At 60.5% G+C, this 19,296-nt stretch carries 22 protein-coding genes and 4 pseudogenes; 15 read left to right on the plus strand and 11 right to left on the minus strand.

Going from position 1 to position 19,296, the window contains the following annotated elements; translation table 11 throughout:
* Window positions 1–122: 122 nt before the first annotated feature.
* From L6D77_RS26130 to L6D77_RS26140, 3 genes and pseudogenes are all read left to right on the plus strand, one after another.
* A pseudogene (locus L6D77_RS26130) lies at window positions 123–329 on the plus strand (MerR family DNA-binding protein); the annotation flags it as partial.
* 215 nt (window positions 330–544) lie between these two features.
* The gene (locus L6D77_RS26135) at window positions 545–718 is read left to right on the plus strand and encodes a hypothetical protein (RefSeq protein ID WP_236170204.1); all 174 of its coding nucleotides are present in this window, start codon (window positions 545–547) and stop codon (window positions 716–718) included.
* On the plus strand, window positions 718–1,275 hold the full coding sequence (locus L6D77_RS26140; protein WP_236170205.1) for a recombinase family protein: 558 nt from the start codon (window positions 718–720) through the stop codon (window positions 1,273–1,275). Before L6D77_RS26135 ends, L6D77_RS26140 begins: the two co-directional genes overlap by 1 nt.
* Window positions 1,276–1,645: 370 nt before the next feature.
* Here the strand turns inward: L6D77_RS26140 and L6D77_RS26145 are convergent, their stop codons facing one another.
* Window positions 1,646–2,488: a helix-turn-helix transcriptional regulator gene (locus tag L6D77_RS26145; RefSeq protein WP_003464996.1), complete on the minus strand. Its 843-nt coding sequence runs from the start codon at window positions 2,486–2,488 to the stop codon at window positions 1,646–1,648.
* A 75-nt stretch (window positions 2,489–2,563) separates the two neighbouring features.
* On the opposite strand from L6D77_RS26145, the gene L6D77_RS26150 reads away from it, so the two are divergent.
* The 4 genes and pseudogenes from L6D77_RS26150 (at window position 2,564) to L6D77_RS26165 (ending at window position 4,389) form a co-directional block, all read left to right on the plus strand.
* Window positions 2,564–3,139, plus strand: a complete 576-nt coding sequence (locus L6D77_RS26150) for a carboxymuconolactone decarboxylase family protein (protein WP_003464997.1) — start codon at window positions 2,564–2,566, stop codon at window positions 3,137–3,139.
* 27 nt (window positions 3,140–3,166) lie between these two features.
* Complete coding sequence (locus tag L6D77_RS26155) at window positions 3,167–3,715, plus strand: cytochrome P460 family protein (RefSeq protein WP_003465000.1); 549 nt, start codon at window positions 3,167–3,169, stop codon at window positions 3,713–3,715.
* Between the two features lie 73 nt (window positions 3,716–3,788).
* Window positions 3,789–4,064, plus strand: a pseudogene (locus L6D77_RS27680) (uracil-DNA glycosylase family protein); the annotation flags it as partial.
* Between the two features lie 61 nt (window positions 4,065–4,125).
* Window positions 4,126–4,389 carry a uracil-DNA glycosylase family protein gene (locus L6D77_RS26165; protein ID WP_003830781.1) on the plus strand — a complete coding sequence of 88 codons (264 nt, stop codon included), beginning with the start codon at window positions 4,126–4,128 and terminating at the stop codon, window positions 4,387–4,389.
* Between the two features lie 183 nt (window positions 4,390–4,572).
* Here the strand turns inward: L6D77_RS26165 and L6D77_RS26170 are convergent.
* Window positions 4,573–5,377, minus strand: a pseudogene (locus L6D77_RS26170) (LysR family transcriptional regulator).
* A gap of 114 nt (window positions 5,378–5,491) precedes the next feature.
* Here L6D77_RS26170 and argC point away from each other — a divergent pair.
* From argC to L6D77_RS26195, 5 genes and pseudogenes are all read left to right on the plus strand, one after another.
* Window positions 5,492–6,421, plus strand: coding sequence for an N-acetyl-gamma-glutamyl-phosphate reductase (argC, locus tag L6D77_RS26175; protein ID WP_003465021.1), 930 nt, complete (start codon window positions 5,492–5,494; stop codon window positions 6,419–6,421).
* A 413-nt stretch (window positions 6,422–6,834) separates the two neighbouring features.
* A pseudogene (locus tag L6D77_RS26180) lies at window positions 6,835–6,990 on the plus strand (OmpA family protein); the annotation flags it as partial.
* A 414-nt stretch (window positions 6,991–7,404) separates the two neighbouring features.
* Complete coding sequence (locus tag L6D77_RS26185) at window positions 7,405–8,031, plus strand: DNA methyltransferase (RefSeq protein WP_003465024.1); 627 nt, start codon at window positions 7,405–7,407, stop codon at window positions 8,029–8,031.
* Window positions 8,032–8,055: 24 nt separating this feature from the next.
* On the plus strand, window positions 8,056–9,084 hold the full coding sequence (locus L6D77_RS26190) for an IS30 family transposase (protein WP_003465026.1): 1,029 nt from the start codon (window positions 8,056–8,058) through the stop codon (window positions 9,082–9,084).
* Between the two features lie 36 nt (window positions 9,085–9,120).
* On the plus strand, window positions 9,121–10,152 hold the full coding sequence (locus L6D77_RS26195; protein ID WP_073454648.1) for a methyl-accepting chemotaxis protein: 1,032 nt from the start codon (window positions 9,121–9,123) through the stop codon (window positions 10,150–10,152).
* 349 nt (window positions 10,153–10,501) lie between these two features.
* Here L6D77_RS26195 and L6D77_RS26200 read toward each other — a convergent pair whose 3' ends face one another.
* The 8 genes from L6D77_RS26200 to merR form a co-directional block, all read right to left on the minus strand.
* Window positions 10,502–11,296 carry an ABC transporter permease gene (locus tag L6D77_RS26200; RefSeq protein ID WP_003465028.1) on the minus strand — a complete coding sequence of 265 codons (795 nt, stop codon included), beginning with the start codon at window positions 11,294–11,296 and terminating at the stop codon, window positions 10,502–10,504.
* A complete protein-coding gene (locus L6D77_RS26205; protein ID WP_003465031.1) occupies window positions 11,297–12,226 on the minus strand; it encodes an ABC transporter permease in 930 nt (309 codons plus the stop codon). It abuts the gene before it with no gap.
* 325 nt (window positions 12,227–12,551) lie between these two features.
* Entirely contained in the window at window positions 12,552–13,604 is a 1,053-nt protein-coding gene (locus L6D77_RS26210) for an ABC transporter substrate-binding protein (RefSeq protein WP_003465034.1), read from the minus strand.
* 280 nt (window positions 13,605–13,884) lie between these two features.
* The gene (locus L6D77_RS26215; protein WP_003465037.1) at window positions 13,885–14,109 is read right to left on the minus strand and encodes a DUF2798 domain-containing protein; all 225 of its coding nucleotides are present in this window, start codon (window positions 14,107–14,109) and stop codon (window positions 13,885–13,887) included.
* Between the two features lie 54 nt (window positions 14,110–14,163).
* Window positions 14,164–14,865, minus strand: coding sequence for a cysteine hydrolase family protein (locus tag L6D77_RS26220; RefSeq protein WP_003465039.1), 702 nt, complete (start codon window positions 14,863–14,865; stop codon window positions 14,164–14,166).
* Window positions 14,866–14,955: 90 nt separating this feature from the next.
* Window positions 14,956–15,546: a TetR/AcrR family transcriptional regulator gene (locus L6D77_RS26225; protein ID WP_003465041.1), complete on the minus strand. Its 591-nt coding sequence runs from the start codon at window positions 15,544–15,546 to the stop codon at window positions 14,956–14,958.
* A gap of 81 nt (window positions 15,547–15,627) precedes the next feature.
* On the minus strand, window positions 15,628–15,903 hold the full coding sequence (locus tag L6D77_RS26230; protein ID WP_306303426.1) for an FCD domain-containing protein: 276 nt from the start codon (window positions 15,901–15,903) through the stop codon (window positions 15,628–15,630).
* Between the two features lie 75 nt (window positions 15,904–15,978).
* On the minus strand, window positions 15,979–16,377 hold the full coding sequence (merR, locus tag L6D77_RS26235; RefSeq protein WP_003089120.1) for an Hg(II)-responsive transcriptional regulator: 399 nt from the start codon (window positions 16,375–16,377) through the stop codon (window positions 15,979–15,981).
* A 74-nt stretch (window positions 16,378–16,451) separates the two neighbouring features.
* Between merR and L6D77_RS26240 the strand changes: the two genes are divergently transcribed.
* Genes L6D77_RS26240 through L6D77_RS26250 form a run of 3 tightly spaced genes read left to right on the plus strand, consistent with a single transcriptional unit; the run spans window position 16,452 to window position 17,310 of the window.
* Window positions 16,452–16,802, plus strand: a complete 351-nt coding sequence (locus tag L6D77_RS26240) for a mercuric transporter MerT family protein (RefSeq protein ID WP_003089115.1) — start codon at window positions 16,452–16,454, stop codon at window positions 16,800–16,802.
* A gap of 12 nt (window positions 16,803–16,814) precedes the next feature.
* Window positions 16,815–17,090: a mercury resistance system periplasmic binding protein MerP gene (gene merP / locus L6D77_RS26245; protein WP_003150552.1), complete on the plus strand. Its 276-nt coding sequence runs from the start codon at window positions 16,815–16,817 to the stop codon at window positions 17,088–17,090.
* 7 nt (window positions 17,091–17,097) lie between these two features.
* On the plus strand, window positions 17,098–17,310 hold the full coding sequence (locus tag L6D77_RS26250; RefSeq protein WP_003089113.1) for a GDCCVxC domain-containing (seleno)protein: 213 nt from the start codon (window positions 17,098–17,100) through the stop codon (window positions 17,308–17,310).
* Between the two features lie 12 nt (window positions 17,311–17,322).
* Here the strand turns inward: L6D77_RS26250 and L6D77_RS26255 are convergent.
* Window positions 17,323–19,296, minus strand: a 1,974-nt coding sequence (locus L6D77_RS26255; RefSeq protein ID WP_236170206.1) for a Tn3 family transposase, incomplete at its 5' end; no start/stop codon positions are given.

Genomic DNA, 19,296 nt, shown 5'->3' on the forward strand with positions numbered 1-19,296 from the left:
CGAAGGAGTGGGGGCAACAGCAGCTGCGCTGGTAGACTTATCCACAGTTGCTGGTAACAAAATCAGCAATCCGCCCTGGGTCAAATTTCAATCGGCAGGGTGGGTCAATTTTCCATCAGCGCCAACATGGCACCCATTGCGAGGAAGCCAGCAGCCTGGCCGAGCACAAGCTCAAGGACGTGCGCGAGAGGATGGCTGACCTGGCGCGCATGGAGGCCGTGCTGTCTGATTTGGTGTGCGCCTGCCATGCGCGGAAGGGGAACGTTTCCTGCCCGCTGATTGCGTCACTGCAAGGGAAGAAAGAACCGCGCAGTGCGGACGCGGTGTAGCCCGAGGGAACTACGCCTTAGCGTGCTTTATTTTCCGTTTTCTGAGGCGACTCCAACGTCAGAAAAGACCGTGCGGTCGACTTTTGATATTTCGTGCTGTCGCCTTCTGAAAGTGACACCAAGGCCCCGCATTGCAGGGCCTTTTTTATCTCAAAACACTTTCTTAAAAGCATTTTCTCAAATACTCTCGGGAGACCGCGATTTGAGAAAAGGCCATGACCCAAACTAACCCGCTTGAGAAAGACCTAAGTTCTGAGCAAATCGAACTGCGCGAGGCCGTTAACTATGCCCGATCCATCGGGACAACTGGCGTCAACGGGGTGTCGGTCGAGGTGCTAGAGCACTATTTCGCGCTGCTCGATCAGACCACTAGCCAGGTGGCCACCTGATGCTGATTGGCTACGCTCGCGTCTCAACTGTCGATCAAGACTTACGCCTCCAGCTCGACGCACTACAAGCCGCTGGATGCGACAAAGTTTTCACCGATAAGGCCAGCGGGAAGAAGCTAGACCGCGCCGGCCTGGTAGATGCACTGGCTTTCGCCCGCGAGGGTGACACGCTCGTCGTGTGGAAGCTGGATCGCCTTGGCCGCTCAATGAAAGGGCTGGTTGATCTTGCTGCCGACCTCGATGCGCGGAAGGTCGATCTTCGCTCGCTCACTGACGGTATCGACACCAAAGGCACCGCTGGGCGCTTCTTCTTTCACGTCCTCGCAGCCATGGCGGAAATGGAGCGGGAATTGATCCTGGAGCGAACCAAGGCCGGCCTTGAAGCCGCCAGGCGTAGCGGAAAGGTCGGGGGCCGGCCTCCGGTTATGACCCCGGCAAAGACCGAGGCGGCGCAGACATTGCTGAGCAACGGGATGGACGCCAAGGAGGTGGCCATGTCCATCGGGGTATCGTTGCCAACCCTCTATCGACACCTGCCGGCGCGGGATCGGGAATAGGCCACCGGCCGACCTGGCGCGCCCCTGGACGTGATTGCGCAATTGCACCTATTTGGCCAGCCGCTTGCATCCGACTTGACCAGTTAGCGGCAGAGACACGACAGGCAGAGATCGGCCAATAGCCGACAATGACGACACTGGAAATCCCCGCCTGTGAGCGTCGGCTCAGGGCGGGACAGCGTCATCCAGCTACCTGCGCCACTGACTCAGCCTTGTCCAGCCGGCCGCGCCGCACGAACAGACTGACCAGCCGTTGACGGATCGCCACCTGGAGTTCCGCCAGTTGTTCCGGCGTGATGCGAATTTCACCCGCTCGACGAGCGCAACACCGGCGCCGCCTACGCCAAGAACCGGCGAATCGAACTCAAACTCACGAACCGCTGAGCGCCGCGTCACCGCGCTGCTGCGCCAGCCAGTCGCGCGGGGCGCAGCCCATGCGCACGCGGAAGGCGCGCGCCAGAGCGTTCGGGCTGCCGTAGCCGACGCGGTCGGCCACCACCGCCACCGGCCGCCCCTGCTTGAGCAGGGTGCAACTGACGTTCATCCGCCAGTCGGCCAGATAGTCGCCCGGCGTGACGCCCACCGCGTCCTTGAACGCGGCGGCGAAGCGCGCGCGTGACATGCCCGCCTTCGCCGCCAGCGCCTCGAGCGACCACGCGGTCTGCGGCGCATCGTGCATGGCGGTTATGGCGCGCGCGAGTTTCGGGTCGGCCAGGCCCGCCAGCAGTCCGGTGGCGCCAAGCCGCCCATCCATCAGATAACGCAGCAACTGGATCAGTAGCAACTCGCACAAGCGGTCGATGGCGGCCTGCCGACCGCACTGGTCGCGCTCGGCTTCGGCAAACAGCAACTCTAGCGTCGGCCCGAGGCCGGGCAAGTCCGCCAACGGAATCAGCAGCATCGACGGCAAGGCCATGGCCAACGGATTGCCCGTCGAAGCGCCCAGGTCGACCTCCGCACACAACCGCTCAGCGGTATCGCCGGGGGCGGCGACAAAACGATGCGACGCCACGCGCGGATAAAACAGCAGGCTCGGCTCGGTAACCAGCAGATCTTCATGCACGGGCGAACGCGCCGTAATCGGGCCGCGCCGCACCAGATGGATATAGCCATGCGGCGCCGCGTAATGATGCTGCCCACAGAAGGCGCCGCTGTGAAAAACGCGCGCCGAAAGCGAGTAGTGCCGGAGCAAGCCGGCCAGTCGATCCGCCATTCCACTCTCCATATAAGACGATAGGTTACGTATTTGATACTTTACGTGCCATATCGTACCAAACAAAGGGCGATCATGCCCACGTGCTCTTGCACCTCACCCACTACGGAGATAGACATGACCCAAATCGCCCCCCTGACCATCGACACCGCTGACGCCGCTACCGCTGCCACACTCAAGGCCGTCAAAGCCAAGCTTGGCATGGTGCCGAACCTGTTCGCCACGCTGGCCCACGCGCCGGCGGCGCTCAATGGCTACCTCGGCTTGTCCGAAACGCTGGGCACCGGCCGCCTGAATGCCTCCCAGCGCGAGATCGTTGCGCTCGCTGCCGGTCAAGCCAATCGCTGCCAGTATTGCCTGAGCGCACACACCCTGATCGGCAAAGGTGCCGGACTGTCGGCAGAGGCCATCGCCGCGGCCCGCACCGGCCAGGCGGCCAACGCACTTGACGATGCAATCGCCGGCTTTGCCCGCGCGCTGGTCGAGCAACGCGGCGTGGTGTCGGCCGACGCCATGGCCAACTACCGCCGCGCGGGGCTCGACGACGGCCTGATACTGGAAGTGATCGCCAACGTCGCGCTGAACACGCTCACCAACTACACCAACCACATCGCCGACACCACGGTGGATTTCCCCGTGGTCGCCGTCTGATCTCCATAGGCATATAAGGAGAACACGATGAAAATCGCACTCACCGGCGCTCTGCTCGCCAGCGCCCTCGTCCTGCCACTGGCCGTCACGGCCGGCGACTTTTCGCCCTATGTGGACAGCCAGGGCGGCATCAGCCGCCCCACAGACTTCCGCACAAACTTCGTCCACCTGGGCTCATATGCGGTGTTGGACGAAAAATCCGCCTCTCGCGGCTTGCACGATGTGTACACCGAAAAGGCCTCGGCCGAGCACTACCGCAAGACCGGCAAGTTCTTGGACGGCGCCACGCTGGTGAAAGAGATCCGCAAGCTCGAAACCAGCGCCATGACCACTGGCAACCCTGTGGTCTGGGGTTCCGATGCGGCCGTGTGGTTCGTGATGGTCAAGGACGCCAAAGGCCGTTTCGCCAGCAACCCCTTGTGGGGCGACGGCTGGGGCTGGGCGCTGTTCAAGGCCGACGCCCCCGCCAAGAATGTCGCCGTCAGCTACGAAGCCGACTGCATGGGCTGCCATGTGCCGGCGGCCAAGACCGACCGCGTATTCATCCAGGGCTATCCGACACTGACCCAGCACTGACTTGCTGCCGGGTTACGCTTCGCGCAGGATGGCACCTCCGTCCTGCGCGAGCCACCCTTTCCGGAAGCGCGCCATGCCGACACTCGACGCCTTTCTGACCGACGTCCGCGCCTGCACGCGCTGCGCACCGCATCTGCCACACGGCGTGCAGCCGGTCTTCCAGTTTCACCCGAGTGCGCCCATCCTCATCGCCGGCCAAGCACCGGGGGCCCGGGTCCATGCCTCAGGCGTGCCCTTCGACGACGCCAGCGGCGCGCGTCTGCGCGCCTGGCTGGGCGTGGACCGCGACACCTTCTACGACCCTACCCGCATCGCCATTCTGCCCATGGGCTTCTGTTATCCGGGCACCGGCAAAAGCGGTGACCTGCCGCTACGCCCGGAGTGCGCCCCCCGCCTGGCGCGAAGCCTTCATGCAGCGTTTCGAGCGCCTGTCGCTGGTCATCGTGCTGGGCAGCTACGCCATGGACTACCACCTCGGTACTGGCAAGACGCCGCTCACCCGGGTGGTCGAAGCCTGGCGCGAGCACTGGCCGCAAGCGTTCCCCCTGCCTCACCCTAGCCCGCGCAACAATCGCTGGCTGGTGCGCAACCCCTGGTTCCAACAAGACGTGCTGCCCGCGCTGCAAGCACGCGTCCAGGCAGTCCTCACCGCCAACCCCAAGGAAACCCCATGACCGACGACACCGCCGCCATTACCGAGCTGCTGCACAAGTACTACGACACCCTGGCCTGGGCGAACGGAGACAGGCACCGGCTTTGGAGCGATGAACGACGGCTTCAGGTGCGGTAGCTGACGCCTGGGACCTCAATCACCGTATGACCGGGTCGAAAGCGGTCCTTTCTCTGACAACATCGCCCTAGCCCGCACTCAACCCCCACAACACATCCAGCACATGTTGCGTAGGCCGCTCGACGTCCCCACCACGGTGGGCAATACCAAGTTGACGCCACAATAAGGGCTGTAATGGCCGCATGACGATCCTGGTATCGGGCAATGGCGTGGAGGCTTCATGCGGCAACAACGTCGCACCATAACCGGCCGCCACTAGGCTTTTGATCGCATCGTTGTAGTTCAGTTGAATACGCGGCGTGGGCGGCCAGCCAACCGGGGGTCACAACATCCGGGCATTCCCAGCGAGCCGGCAAGAAGGCCATGACCGGGTCCCGCCGCCATGGCTCGATCCGCAATTCCTTCACCGGGGTCTGTGGCAGCGCGACCAGACCGATCTCCAAAGAGCCCTCGGCAAGCTTCTTCAAAGTTTCCTGCGACGTGAGCACCGCGACCTGCACATCGATAGCGGGATGGCGTTGGCCCAACGTCTCCAAAGCTTGCGGCATCAACTGTGCGATGGCCCCTGTGGAGGCACCCAGCCGCACACGCCCGGCCAAGCCCTGCACCTGACGCTCCACGTCCTCAAGCGCCTGCTCCGCATCCGCCAACAGGCGCCGCGCGCGCTCCACCAGCGTTTCTCCAATCGCCGAAGGCTGAATGCGCCCACGTGTGCGCGACAACAGCTTTCCGCCAACCCGCGACTCCAGGTCGGCAATATGCAAACTGACCGTGGGTGGCGCGAGGTGCAGCACACGGGCCGCCTCGGCAAACGAACCCAGGTCGGCAATGGCCACCAACGTGCGCAGACGGTCCAGGCTGATTTCGCGCATGAGTCACTCCTTGTTCAGAAAAGCTGAATTTCATCGTTTAGAAATTCAACTTTTCCTATCTTAGCCCCTCACTGAAGATTGGAACTCCTGATTTCCTATGTCCGAGAGCATTCCATGGCAAGTCCTCTTATATTCATCGACGGCGACCAAGGCACCACCGGGTTGCAAATCCATCAACGTCTACGCGACCGGACCGATCTGCGGCTTATCACGCTCAGCCCCGAACATCGCAAGGATCCGCAACGTCGCGCCGAAATCATCAACGCCTGCGACATCGCGATTCTCTGCTTGCCCGACCAAGCCGCACGCGACGCTGTAGCGAGCATCGAAAACCCCGCCGTTCGGGTGATCGATGCGAGTTCGGCGCACCGCACCCATCCAGACTGGACCTATGGTTTCGCGGAGATGAACTCGCAGCAGGCCCAACGCATCGCCACGGCACGGCGGGTCAGCAATCCCGGTTGCTATCCCACGGGGGCGATAGGGCTGCTGCGCCCATTGCTGGAGGCCGGGTTGCTGCCCAGGGACTATCCGACGAACATTCATGCTGTGTCGGGCTATTCCGGAAAAGGGCGCGTTGGCGTGCAAGAGCATGAGGGAGAGGGCGCATCACAGGCGCCCGCGTTTCAGGTTTATGGTCTGGGGCTGGCACACAAACATATTCCGGAGATTCAGCAGCAAAGCGGTCTGATGGAGCGGCCGATGTTTGTGCCGGCTTATGGGGCTTTTCGGCAGGGGATCGTGCTGACCATACCGTTGCAACTTCGCTTGTTGGCGCCGGGCGTGGATGCGGTGCGGTTGCATGCGTGTCTTATGCAGCACTACGTCGATGCGGACCATGTACAGGTGATGTCGATGCAGGAGGCCAAAGGGTTGACGTGCCTTGATCCTCAGGCGCTTAACGGGACTGATAGTTTGCGATTGGTGGTGTGTGAAAATGATGAGACGGGGCAGGTTTTGTTGGCTGCGGTGTTTGACAATCTTGGGAAGGGAGCCGCTGGAGCGGCGGTGCAGAATCTGGATTTGATGGTTGCAGGAACATGACTCCGACTACCCACTGGCTCTAGAGTCTATGGCTCGAATTTTCGAGCGGTTGTTTCCTCTCTGTTTATGGCCTGGCATCGACGGCATTAAACGAGTCGAAAACAGAATCTACGCGTGTCAGCAGTTTGCAATCCAGTCAGGCTTTGAAGTTAAACGGTCGTCCACGACAGGCAGCAATCGGCCAACAGCGGCCGTTTTAGAGTAGGGAAAATAAATCCCCTTTTCTGCTGTCTACGCTTCGCAGCGCCGGTTACCCGGTCACCACGCAAGACTCGCTTCCGGTCGGTGGCTAACCTTTACCGGGCGGGGGTCATACCCGCTGGGTTTCTTACGCCATTTCGTGACGGCTTGCGCCGTCATTCCCAGGCGACCAAGCTTTGCCTGGCGCACATAAATCAGTCCCCTTTTTCTCTTTGCGCAGCAATGGCGTCGATCCTTCGCGCCTGCAAACCTTTGGTGCAGGCTCCAGCTCGCCCATTGCCCCCAACGACACCGCCGAGGGTCGCGCCCAAAATCGCCGCGTTGAAATCAAACTGGTGCCCCGTAGCGGCGCTGTAGCTCAAGGGTAATGGTGCCTTGGTGCTCTTTTCGTCGGATGCCCAGCTATCTTTTAATGGGTTACGGGCGATTTGCAGTGGGCTCCAAAACCTGGCCTCAGGAGGTGCAAGCTCCCGTGGCACCGGCTTTGGACTGGGCAGACCAATACGCCGGCCCATAAGCCCATAAGGATCCCGGCCTCGGCCGGGTTCTTTATGCCCGCTTCGCGGGCTTGAGCCCAGAAGGGAGCGGCGTGCGCCGGATTCGCATCTGCCAGCCAGTACGCAGCCCGTTTGGAACTCAGTTGATCCGTCTTTTTCAACGGTTTAACAGCCAAATCAATACGTTCACAAGTACACTCGCCACCCTAGGGATGGTGAAGCATCCACGAGCGGTACTAGAATTTTCAGCTTTTCGGTGCCGCCGCACGAATTCAAGGGGCAAGCATGGATTACGAACAACTGCCGAGGGCCGCCTTGGTCCGTATGCTGCAGGAGCATGATGCGGCGCTTGCCGATGCTGGCAAGAATGGCATCGTTATGAGTTACACCGGGCGGGCTGCTCCCTGGCAGATCATCCGCCAGGTCAAGCCGAAGCTGCATCGTATTATCAAGAAAGTATCCTTTGGAGAGGAAACCGCCCAGTCAGAGAATGAGATCTGGGACGGTGAAAACCTTTCTGCGATGGTCACGCTCTATAAATATCGTGGTCAAGTTGATCTTGTAGTAACAGACCCGCCGTACAACACCGGCGAGGACTTCCGCTATAACGACAAGTGGGACAAGGATCCAAACGATCCAGATCTCGGCGATGTAGTTCCTAAAGATGATGGGTCCAAGCACAGCAAATGGTTGCGCTTCATGACACCCAGAATCTGGATGATGCGTGAGATGCTAACCCCAGGCGGGGTTATGGCTATCTGTATTGATCATAGGGAACTATTTAGACTTGGCATGCTCATGGACGAAATCTTCGGCGAAGAGAATCGCATTGGCATAATCAATTGGCAGAAAAGCTATTCACCTCGCAGTGATAATAAGGGGGCGGCGGCGAAAACTGAGTGCAACACCTGACCTTTCCGGTACGGTGCTGTCCCTATGTCTTATTCCGAACTCAGCGTTGAAGAGCGCGCCACCATTCAAATCGGTCATGCCCAAGGTTTCAGCCTGCGCGGGATTGCCTGCTTGATCAACCGATCCCCTTCGACCATCAGCCGGGAGCTGCGCCGCAATCGAGATGCCTGTGGCGGCTACTCGGCCCGCGTGGCCCAGCAGCAGATGCAGGCCCGCCGTCAGGTGTGTCGACCGAAGCAAAAGCTGTTGCCGGGTAGCGAGCGCTTCGAATTGGTGGCGCATATGCTGCGTGAGCGTTTGTCTCCCGAGCAGATTGCCGGCAAGCTGCGCAGCATGAATATTCCCAGCCTCAGAGATGCCTACGTCTGTCGCGAGACGATCTATAACGCGATCTATGCCTTGCCAGTCGGCGAGCTGCGTAAAGAGCTGATCATCTGCCTGCGCCAAAGCAAGACGATGCGCAGGCCGCGCTCTGGCGGCGTGGATCGGCGCGGTCAGATCCCTGAGAGGGTCAGTATTCATGTACGTCCGCCGGAGATCGAAGACCGACTGATGCCAGGGCATTGGGAAGGCGACCTGATCAAGGGCAAGGCCAACGCCTCGTCTGTAGGTACGCTGGTGGAGCGCACCAGTGGCTACCTGATGCTGGTGAAGATGAACGACGCGACGGCGACCTCGGCGATGGAAGGCTTCAGTGCAGCGCTCAATGGCATGCCGCTGGCGATGCGCAAGAGCATGACCTACGACCAGGGCCGAGAAATGGCGCGGCATGCTGAAATCACCCAGCAGACCGGGGTGGCGATTTACTTCTGCGACCCGCACAGCCCTTGGCAGCGCGGCAGTAACGAAAACATCAATGGCCTGATCCGCCAGTACCTGCCCAAAGGCACGGACTTGTCGGTGCATAGCCAGGAGGAACTGGATGCCATCGCACTGCAACTGAACATGCGCCCCCGTAAGCGCTTCGACTTCAAGTGTCCGATCGAGGTTATGGACGAGGTGATGCAGGAAGCTATGGCTATGCGGCATGATGCTCCAGCTTCAATTCAATAACCGTGTTGCACTCAGCTCCTGTAACCGCCCACTTTAATGTCAGGAAGCTTAAGCTCTGTTAGTGTTTTGGCTATTCTCTCTCCTCTTGGAAGACTGGTTGAAAGAGCCAGGAATATTTCCAATAACCCATTAAGTCAATCCCTCTACACTGGGCGCACCGATGAGTTTGGCCAAATAGAGTTTGCTTTACGAATGATGCAAGCTGAAACAGGCGCCATAGTAGGTCGCATAGGTGATGCATCAAATCGGCTTAGCGAACACACCCGAGGCCTACTAAAGGATATTGAGTCAAGCAATGTACTTACAGTTGAGCAGCAGGCAGAGACAGATCAAATAGCAACGGCAGTAAACCAAATGGCGGCAAGCATTCAAGAGGTTGCGAGCAATGCACAGCATGCTGCAGATGCGGCCGGAAGAGCAGACACTGAGACGGCATCTGGCCAGCGTCTGGTAGCCCACACAAGCCAGTCAATCACTGCCCTTGAAGGTGAAATTAGGCAAGCCGCTCAGGTTATTCATGAGCTTGAAGGTCAAAGTAACGAGATATCAAAAGTTCTTGACGTTATACGAGGGATCGCCGAGCAAACGAATTTGTTGGCACTCAACGCAGCAATTGAGGCCGCGCGTGCTGGTGAGCAGGGGCGTGGTTTTGCTGTTGTCGCCGATGAGGTTCGCAGTCTTGCTGCTCGCACACAGCAATCGACAACGGATATTCAAAGCATGATCAGCGCTCTACAAGAGCGAGCGCAATCCGCTGTTACAGTCATGGAGCAAAGTAGTCGGCAAGCGCACACGAGTGTAGCTCACGCAGAGGAAGCAGCTACAGCTCTTGATGGAATTGGCCAACGCGTTAACGAAATTACCGACATGAACGCGCAAATAGCGACTGCGGTCGAGCAGCAGGGAGCAGTAAGTGAAGACATAAACCGCAGTATTATCAATATACGCGATGCTGCTGATACCAATGTACAGACCGGGCAGAATAATTTGCAAAGTGCGAAATCTGTCGCTCAGTTAACTAGCGCTCTGAGCGAACTGGCAAAACAGTTTTGGGAAAAACGAGGATAACGCTTTTCAGTATCTCGACAGGGATAACTTACTTTACCATCGGTTATCCCTTTTAGCCGCACAAATTTTAGCCATGGCTTTTCAGGAAGTCAGGGCTATCAGAATGGCCTTAGAAAGCCTAGTCAAAGAGCTGTCACGAGAACACCGTTAGCTTAGCGTACGATTTTTTCCGAATTCTGCGGTTCCCCCGAGATGGGCCTGGACACGGGTGATAGATGCTGAATTAAGCCGTGTGACGGCAGGCTGTGCTGGGCTGCACGTCGGCATGGGCGTGCGTGGTCAGGACGCAAAAACACACTTGCCCGCAATGGCGGGCAAGTGTGTTTGCAGAGGGGGAGTGCGTTGTTGGTTATTGTTTGTTGCGACCGGCAATCACCACCAGGATCAGCGACGCCAGGATCAGGATCGAACTGATAGCGGCAATGGTCGGATCGATCTCGTCGCGCAGCGCCGTGAACATGCGCTTGGTCAGAGTCTGGTTGTCGCCGCCGGAGATGAACAGCGCCACCACAGTTTCATCCAGCGAGGTGATGAAGGCGAACAGTGTCGCCGAGACCACACTGGGCTTGATCTGCGGCAGGGTCACGGCCATGAAGGCGCGAAAGCGGTTCATGCCCAGGCTGCGCGCCACCATTTCCTGGGACATGTCGAAGTTACGCAGACCGGCCAGCAGCGCGATGATCACGTAGGGCAAGGCGAGCATGATGTGCGCCAGCACCAGGCCGGTCAGCGTGCTGATCAGGCCGACCCGGGCGTAAACGAAGAACACGCCGGCGGCGATCAGGATGATGGGCACCATCATCGGCAGCAGCAGGATGATCTGCAGCGTACGCACCACCTTCAGGCTGGAGTTGTTGATGGCGTAGGCGGCCGCCATACCAATCGGCAGGCTGATGGCCATGGTGAAAAATGCCGTGATCAGACTGACCCGCGCCGCCGACATCCACTCCACGCTGTTGAAGAACGCCTCGTACCAGTGGAAGGACCATTGCTTGGGAGGGAATTGCAGGAAGCGCGCCTCGGAGAACGACATGGGTACCACGATCAGCACCGGGATGATCAGGTACAGCAGGATCGCCGCGACCAGCACCGTGAACAGCACGTGGGACAGGCGAAGGTGACGCAGGTTGGCAAGCAGGTTCATTTAGCGCGCTCCCAGGATGCGTTCGATGGGGATGAAGCGATTGATGCCCCAGAAGATCAGGAACACCACAAACAGCAGCACCAGGCCGACTGCGCTGGCTGCGCCCCAGGCGTGATAGAGCTCGACGTTGCGTTGCACCAGCATCGACACCAGGATCGTGCGGCCACCGCCGAGCAGTTCCGGGGTGATGAAGAAGCCTAGGCAGATGACGAACACCAGGATGGAACCGGCCATGACCCCCGGCGCTGCCATCGGCAGGAAGACCCGGCGGAAGGTGTAGAAGGGTTTGGCGCCAAGGCTCTCGGACGCTTGCATGAGGTCCTGGGGGATTTTTTTCATCACCGAATACAGCGGCAGGACCATAAAGGGCAGCATGACGTGCAGGGTGCCGATTACCGTGCCAGTGGTGTTGTGCATCAGCGTCAGGGGTTGGTCGATGATGCCAAGGTCCATCAGCGTCTGATTGACCAGTCCGCGGCGTTGCAGGAGCACCAGCCAGGCATAGGCCCGCACCAGCACGCTGGTCCAGAACGGCAGGATCACGCAGATCAGAATCAGGTTGGCCCAGAAACCCTGCAGGCGCGAAGCGGCGTAGGCAATGGGGAAGCCCATGACGATCGACAGGATCGTCACCAGGAAACTGATCTTGAAGGTCAGGGCGAAGGTGTCCCAGTAAATGCTTTCCTGGAAAATCCGGATGTAGTTGGCCAGGGAAAACCCTTCCTCGGTCTGGACCGACTGAAAGGCCAGCCAGCACAGCGGCATGATCAACAGCACCACGACCATGACCAGCGCCGGGGTGAGCAGCAACAGCATGGAGGTGTGCTCCTTGCGTTCTTCACGGGCCAGGGCGTCTTCGCTGGTCATGGGCGGCTGGTGCTGCTGGTCGCTGGAGTCGGGCATGGATTTGGCGAGATAGGCGTTGGACATGATGACCTCTCGTCACTGCGCAGTGCTGGAGGGTATCCAGCACTGACGGGTAGCGCTGGCGGTGGCAGTCGTCCTGGCGGACAGCAGGGTGCGGTGCTCGGGTAATGTCATGTGAAGAACTCCCAATGGTGGGCAGGTACTTGAGGCGAGCGCGAGTTGTCTGCACAGGTCACTCTGCGGGACCCTCAGGCCTAATGTACCGGGATGCCAACGAATGAAGTGGACGCAATTGACCGGTGCGCAAGCGCTTTATGTCGAAATCGCGGGGGCAGACGGCATGTCCTGCGCCGAGGCCTCTGGCCTGCGGCGCAGCAACGGCCGATGGCTATTTTTTCTGGACGAAGGACAACCAGCGTTCTTCGGCCTTGACCCCGGCTTCGGAGGCCCACCATTGCGCCGAGAGCAGGGCCTGGCGCGAGATGTTGCCGGGTGCGGAAGGCAGCTTGGCCTCGCGCTCGGCCGGGATTACCCCGGTCTTGAAGGCTTCGGGGTTGAGCGGGCCGTAGTCGATGATCATCGGCAACGCCGCTTGCAGTTTGGCATCGATGGCCTCGTTGACGAATTTCATGGCGGCCACCTTGTGCGGCGAGCCTTTGAGGACGCACAACGAGTTGGTTTCCAGCACACCCTGGTTGTAGTCGAATGCCACGGGTGCGCCGGCGGCCTGTACGGCGGTGATACGGCCGTTCCAGGCCTGGATCATGTCCACTTCGCCGTCGCTGATCAGCTGCGCCGACTGCCCGCCGGACGTCCACCAGGTGGCGATGTCGGGCTTGATCTGCTCAAGCTTGCGGAAGGCGCGATCGACGTCCAGCGGATAGAGCTTGTCCATCGGCACGCCATCGGCCAGCAGCGCGATTTCCAGGGTTGGACGTGGCAGGTTACGTAGGGAGCGCTGGCCCGGGTATTTTTTGGTGTCCCAGAAGTCGGCCCAGGTCTTGGGTACGTCCGCGCCTTTGAACGCGTCCGTGCGATACGCCAGCACCGTGGAGTAGCTGATGTAGCCGACGCTGTATTCGTCCTTGAGGCTGTCGGGTATTTGCGCGGCATTGGGAATCAGCGCAAGGTCGAGCTTCTCGAACAGCCCTTCGGCTTCGCCACGGATGCAGTCGCCAGTGGGCAGGTCCACCACGTCCCAGGTGACCTTGCCGCTCTCGACCTGGGTCTTGATGATCGGGTAGGCCTTGGGCGAGCTGTCCTGTTTGAGCGTCAGACCGAGCTTTTTCGCCGCAGGCTCCAGGATCGCCTTGCTCTGGGCTTCCTGATAAGCACCGCCCTGGGATACGAACGTGATGTCCTCGGCCATGGCCTGGGTGGCGCTACCGATGAACAGGGCCAGACTCGCGAGTTGGAAAGCTGTAGTGCGCAATGTGCTCATGGAAAGACTCCGAATGGTTGGCAGATTTTCTTGGGCGAGCTGTAGGTTTTGTTGTCGGTCGCTCTGCGGGACCATGGAGGTCTAATGTACCGGCTTGTCCGTGAACGAAGCGGCTACAAATGCGCGGATGAAAAGTGGTTTATTGCGAAAATGCGAACGGGCACAGTATTTCGTGCGTCGGGTGCGGGCTTGCGCGCCTGTCGCGAGCAGCCCCGAAGCCCCCGGTAGGAGCGAGCATGCTCGCGATGGCGGTGTGTTGGGTGAGTCATAGCCAAGTCATTCAGCCCACCGTCATCCGCCTCACCACGCGCCGAATCATCGGCGCCGCCAGCACCACCACCGGCAACATCGATACCCACGACAGCGCCCACGCGTTCAACCAGCGGCCGGCAAAGGCCAGGTCGAGCGCATGGGGTGTGGTGGCGATGGCGGCCGCGACCGCGCAGGTCAGGCCGGATTGAACGACGCCGAAAACGAAATGCTCATAACGGGCGGGGATTTTCATCGGGGGTTCTCGAGAAAGAGCGGGGGGGCGCGATGCCCGGCCGCTCGGGCACGATCAAGCCGGTTGCAGTTGCGCGATAGTCTCTTCGGTGGTCCACAGCCCGTGGGCGAGGAAGCGGTAATTGATGATGGCCGCCAGGTAGCCGTCGCCATCCGGCAGGCGCGGGCCGGCGGTGGCGTCGCGTACCACGACTATTTCAAAGCCCTGTTCGAGCAGTTCGCGCAGGTGTGATTCCACGCAAAGGTTGGCCGCCATGCCGGCGAGGATGATCTGCGACACGCCTTTCTTGCGCAATTGCAGCGCCAGGTCGTTGGTTTCCGGGCCGTAGACCTTGTGCGGCGAGGCGATGATGGTCTCGCCGTCGAGAATGTACGGCTTGTAGATCTCGAGGAAATCGGCGCCGGAGCCTTCGAAGTTTTCCAGGGTGTTCGGTCCCTTGCGATCGAACATGCAGATGCTGTGCATGACCTTTTCCAGCGGACCGCCAAAATGCCAGTCGTGGTCGTGCGGGTAGTAATAGTGTGGCGACACGGCCACGGGCAGGTCGTGAGCCTTGAAGGCCTTGAACAGTTTTTCCAGGTTTTCGACGGTGTTGTTCTCGACGATGCTCTCACCGAACACCGCCCAACTGGCGCCGGCAGGGCTGAGGAAGTCGTTCTGTGGGTCGATGACCACCAGGGCGGCTTTGCTCAGGTCGAGCTTGAAACCAGTGGCAGGCAGTGCGGGTTCGGCGGGGTCGGCGTACAGATGGCTCATGACGATTTACCTCTTGGGTGCTTGCGTGGATGAGACGTGAATGTTGCTTTATATAAATGACCAGTCGTCTTATTAATGAGGAAAAAAAACTCACTCCAATAGCCGAGGCAAGACCATCGATACGAAACGCTGCAGAGGTGCACCGTCGCGCAGGACCTTGCCGCGCATGACCGCACCTTCCCAGCCTTCGACGATGACACTGGCCAGCGCTTCGGCGTCGTGAGTTTCAGAGAGTTCGCGGCGCTGCTGCGCTTCACGCAGGCAGCTCGCGAGCAAACCTTCCCAGCGCGCCAGCACATCGGCCAGACGCTTGCGGGTTTGTTCGCTGCCATTGGACATTTCCAGGGACAGGTTGCCAATCAGGCAACCCAGGCTGTATTCATGCTCGCCGTGCTCGAGCACCAGGGCCTGGAAGAACTGGCCGATGCGCTCCAGCGGCTTGACCCGGGCGTCGTAGAAGATCGGCCCGTGGCGGGTTTCGATCGAGGTCCAGTATTCCTCGAGGATCTCTGCCGCGAAGTCTTCCTTGCTGGCGAAGTAGTTGTAGAAAGAGCCCTTGGGAATCTCGGCAGCGGCGGTGATGTCCTGGACGCCGCAGCCGTTGAAGCCACGGTTGTGAACCACCTGGCGGCCAATCGACAGCAAACGGGATCTGACTTCGAGGTTGACCGGGCGAGCCATGACAGAGACATCCAGTGATGAGAAAGTTTTAATAAACTAACTGGTCATCTATGTTTCGTCAACAGTCGAATTGACTGCCAATCAGTCCGCCTGCGCCATCTCGATGTACTCGAGCATCTTCTCGTTGCCATCGAGAATGTCACGGCAGATGGCCGCCCGTGCCGCCGCGCCATCGCGGCGCTTGAGTGCGTCGAGCACTTCCCAGTGATGGTCGATGGCCATGCGCTCGTTGAAGTTGCCATAGGCACGGGCGATCAGTGGGCCGGTGCGCATCCACAGGCTATCGAGCAAACCCGCCAGCACCGGCATGCGCGCGATGGTGGTCAGCGCGTAGTGAAATTGGGGTTTGGGGAGCAATGGAACCAAAAACCAACGTAAGCTCTGAATCCCACCGTAAAGGGGCTTTCCGATCTCCAGCTCACCCGCCAGGCATTACTCTCTGATCAGTGCCTCGATGATCGGGCAGATCGTTCCGCCGTCTCCCGCATCACATTGCTGCACCAGTTCGCCTAACAGTTGCTGCATGACGACCAAGTCGGCCATCTTCTGCTCGATCAACGCGAGCTTGCGTGCAGCCCGTGCTCGCGTTTCGGCACAGGCGCACGACTCATCCAGCGTCAGCAGTCCACCGACTTCCGAGAGCGTGAAACCCAGCGCCTGAGCCCGCTTGATGAAACGCAGTCGCTTCACCATGTCCACCGGATAGCGCCGATGGCCACCCAAGGGTTTGGCTGGTTCATCCAGCAGCCCGCGTCGCTGGTAGTAGCGGATCGTCTCGACGTTCACCCCGGCGGCGTCTGCCAGCTTGCCAATGGTCAGCTCTGTGGCCATCACTTTCTCCTTGATTCCGTACTTTGGTACGGAGTTTAGAATAGCACCTAGGCAATCAGGCTCAGGAGATGGGAATGGGGATGCAACTCACCGGGAAAGGCTCGCTGGTCGCGAGTTCGCTGACCGCCATCGGTGCGTCGGTGTGCTGTGTCGGGCCACTGGTGCTGTTGGCACTCGGTGTCGGCGGTACGTGGGTGGGCGCTCTGACCATGATGGAGCCACTACGCCCCCTCTTCATCGGGTTGACTCTACTGTTCCTGGGATTGGCATTCCGCAAGCTCTACCTGGTGCCACAGGTTTGTACGCCAGGTACACCCTGCGCCGATCCGCGCACGCTCGTGCGACAGCGACTCGTGTTCTGGATCGTCAGCGTGCTGCTGCTCGGCCTATTGGCCGTGCCGTGGCTCGCCCCGCTGTTCTACTGAAGGAGATTAACCATGCGCAAACTGCTGATCGCCGTGCTTTTCGCCTTGCCCTTCGTGGCGCTGGCGGCTCCCCCGAAAACCGTCACGCTCGACGTGCAGAACATGACGTGCGGACTCTGTCCGATCACGGTCAAGAAGTCGCTGGAGAAGGTGTCCGGCGTGAGTGACGTCCAGGTCAATTTCGACCAGAAGACGGCGACCGTCACCTACGATCCCGATAAGGCCCAGCCCGAGGCACTGACTGAGGCGACCGCGAACGCGGGATACCCCTCCACAGTGCAGAAGTGAGGTCACGATGAGCGCCATTGTCCTTGAGTCCGTGCTGACTTGCCCGCGCTGCGGCTTCGCCAAGCCGGAAACCATGCCCACGGACGCCTGCCAGTTCTATTACGAGTGCAGCAACTGCAAGGCGCTGCTGCGCCCCAACCCAGGGGATTGCTGCGTTTTCTGTTCGTTCGGCTCGGTGAAGTGCCCGCCGATCCAGCAGCAGCTTGGGTGTTGCTCATAGCGTTTAGGGGGATCACAGGTCGTCGTCTGGATTACGCAGTGGCCGCAGCTCGCCGCGCGCAACTTCTTCCGGTACCGCAAAGGAATACCGCCCGAGCATGTTGATGTGCTCGTAGATCAGCGGCGATAGCCGGGCCAAATCCTCTTCCAGCACTGGATAGCCGTGCTGCTTGAGCCGTTCCACGGCCGCCGTCATGTAGAGGGTGTTCCACAGCACGATGATGTTCACCACCAGGCCCAGAGCACCGAGCTGGTCTTCCTGGCCTTCGCGGTAGCGCTGGCGGAGCTCGCCGCGTTTGCCGTGGAACACGGCGCGGGCCAGGCTGTGCCGGCCTTCGCCTCGGTTCAACTGGGTCAGGGTGGCGCGGCGCTTGGACTCGTCGTCGATATAGGTCAACGTGTGCAGAGTCTTTTCGATCCGCCCGAATTCGGCCAGCGCCTGGGCCAGCCGGGTGGGTCTATCTCCCGTTTGCAGCGTGCGCATGATGCCAGTCGCCGGCACCCGGCCGAGTTTGAGCGAGCCGGCCAGGCGCAGCAGGTCGTCCCAGTGCTCGGCGATCAGGTCGAGTTTGACCGACTGGCGGGCCAGCCCGTTGAGCTTGCCGTAGTCCGCGTCCGGGCGCGTGCGCCAGAAGCGGGTACCGCCGACATCGGCCAGCCGCGGACTGAAGTGGTAGCCAAGTAGGCGGAAGAGCCCGAACACCACATCGCTGTAGGCCCCGGTGTCGGTCATGATTTGCGTCGGCTGCAACTCGGTCTGCTGTTCCAGCACGACCGCCAGCAACACCAGGCTGTCGCGCAGCGTGCCGGGCACGGTGATGGCGTTGAGGCCGGAGAATTGGTCGGAAATCAGGTTGTACCAGGTGACACCCCGGCCGGTGCCGAAATACTTCGGATTGGGGCCGGCATGCACGGTGCGCACCGGTACGACGAAGCGCATGCCATCGGCGGAGGCGACCTCGCCGCCACCCCAGACTTGGGCCAGTTCCAGTTGGCTTTGCGCTCCGACCAGGATGGCGTTAGCCGCTGACAGGGTGTCGTCGCGGATATAATTCTGGCTGACCCAGGACAGCCGGTCACGGCGCAGCGCCGGGTTGTCGGTGCGGATCAAGGGCTCCAGGCCGGTGTTGCAGGCCCCGCCCAACAGCACCGCGCAGAGGCTGGTGACCAGGTTGTCGGCGCGTGCATTGCGTTCGGAGACATGGGTGAAGGCCTCGGAAAAGCCAGTGCGGGCGGCGATTTCCAAGAGGATTTCCGGCAGATCGACACGCGGCATCAGGTCAGACACGGCCGCCCGCAGTTGCAGCAACGAGCAGGGCTCGTCCAGCTTGTCCAGCGCCCCGAGCGACAGTTCGGTCTTGCCCTCGGTGTTCTCGCTCAGTTGAATCGCCGGGTTGTCGGGCAGGCGCGCGGCTACTGCCAGCCAGGTTGCATCCAGCTCGACGGACAAGGCGTCCAGGGTGGTTTTGGCGTCGATGGTCAGGCCCAGTGACCGGCAGATGATCGGTCGCGCCGCCAGCCATTCGGCACCGTCGAGCAGGCCAAGGCGCGGGTCGGCATAGCGCCAACTGGGCGAGACGAAGACATCGCGGCGGCGCAGGGCCGTGCGCAGCGCATCGAGCGTGCAGAACACATAGGCACCCATGTCGAGGGAGCCATCTTCGCGGGTGATGTGCTTCTGCCAAGCCTTGGCCACGATCTCCTGCGGCGCGTCATCCTCTGGCTTCCGGCGCGGCAGGTTCAGTTGCAGCCACTCCAGACTAGCCGCCACGCCCTTGCCGGCCGGGCTGAAGCCGAAGCGGATGTGCTTGAGCAGGTCGGGCAGGAAGCGGCGCACGCTGCGGTAGCGCGCTTCCAATGCAAGAAAATAGACGTCATCTACCGGGCGGATCAGCGCGTTGACCTCTTCCAGGGCCTTTTCCAGGGTGGTCCTCGGCAGGTCGTTGAACAGCCGGGCGCGCACGTTGTCATCGCTGATCGAGCTGTC

This window comes from Pseudomonas parasichuanensis (assembly GCF_021601385.1).
GTDB classification, from domain to species: Bacteria; Pseudomonadota; Gammaproteobacteria; order Pseudomonadales; family Pseudomonadaceae; genus Aquipseudomonas; species Aquipseudomonas parasichuanensis.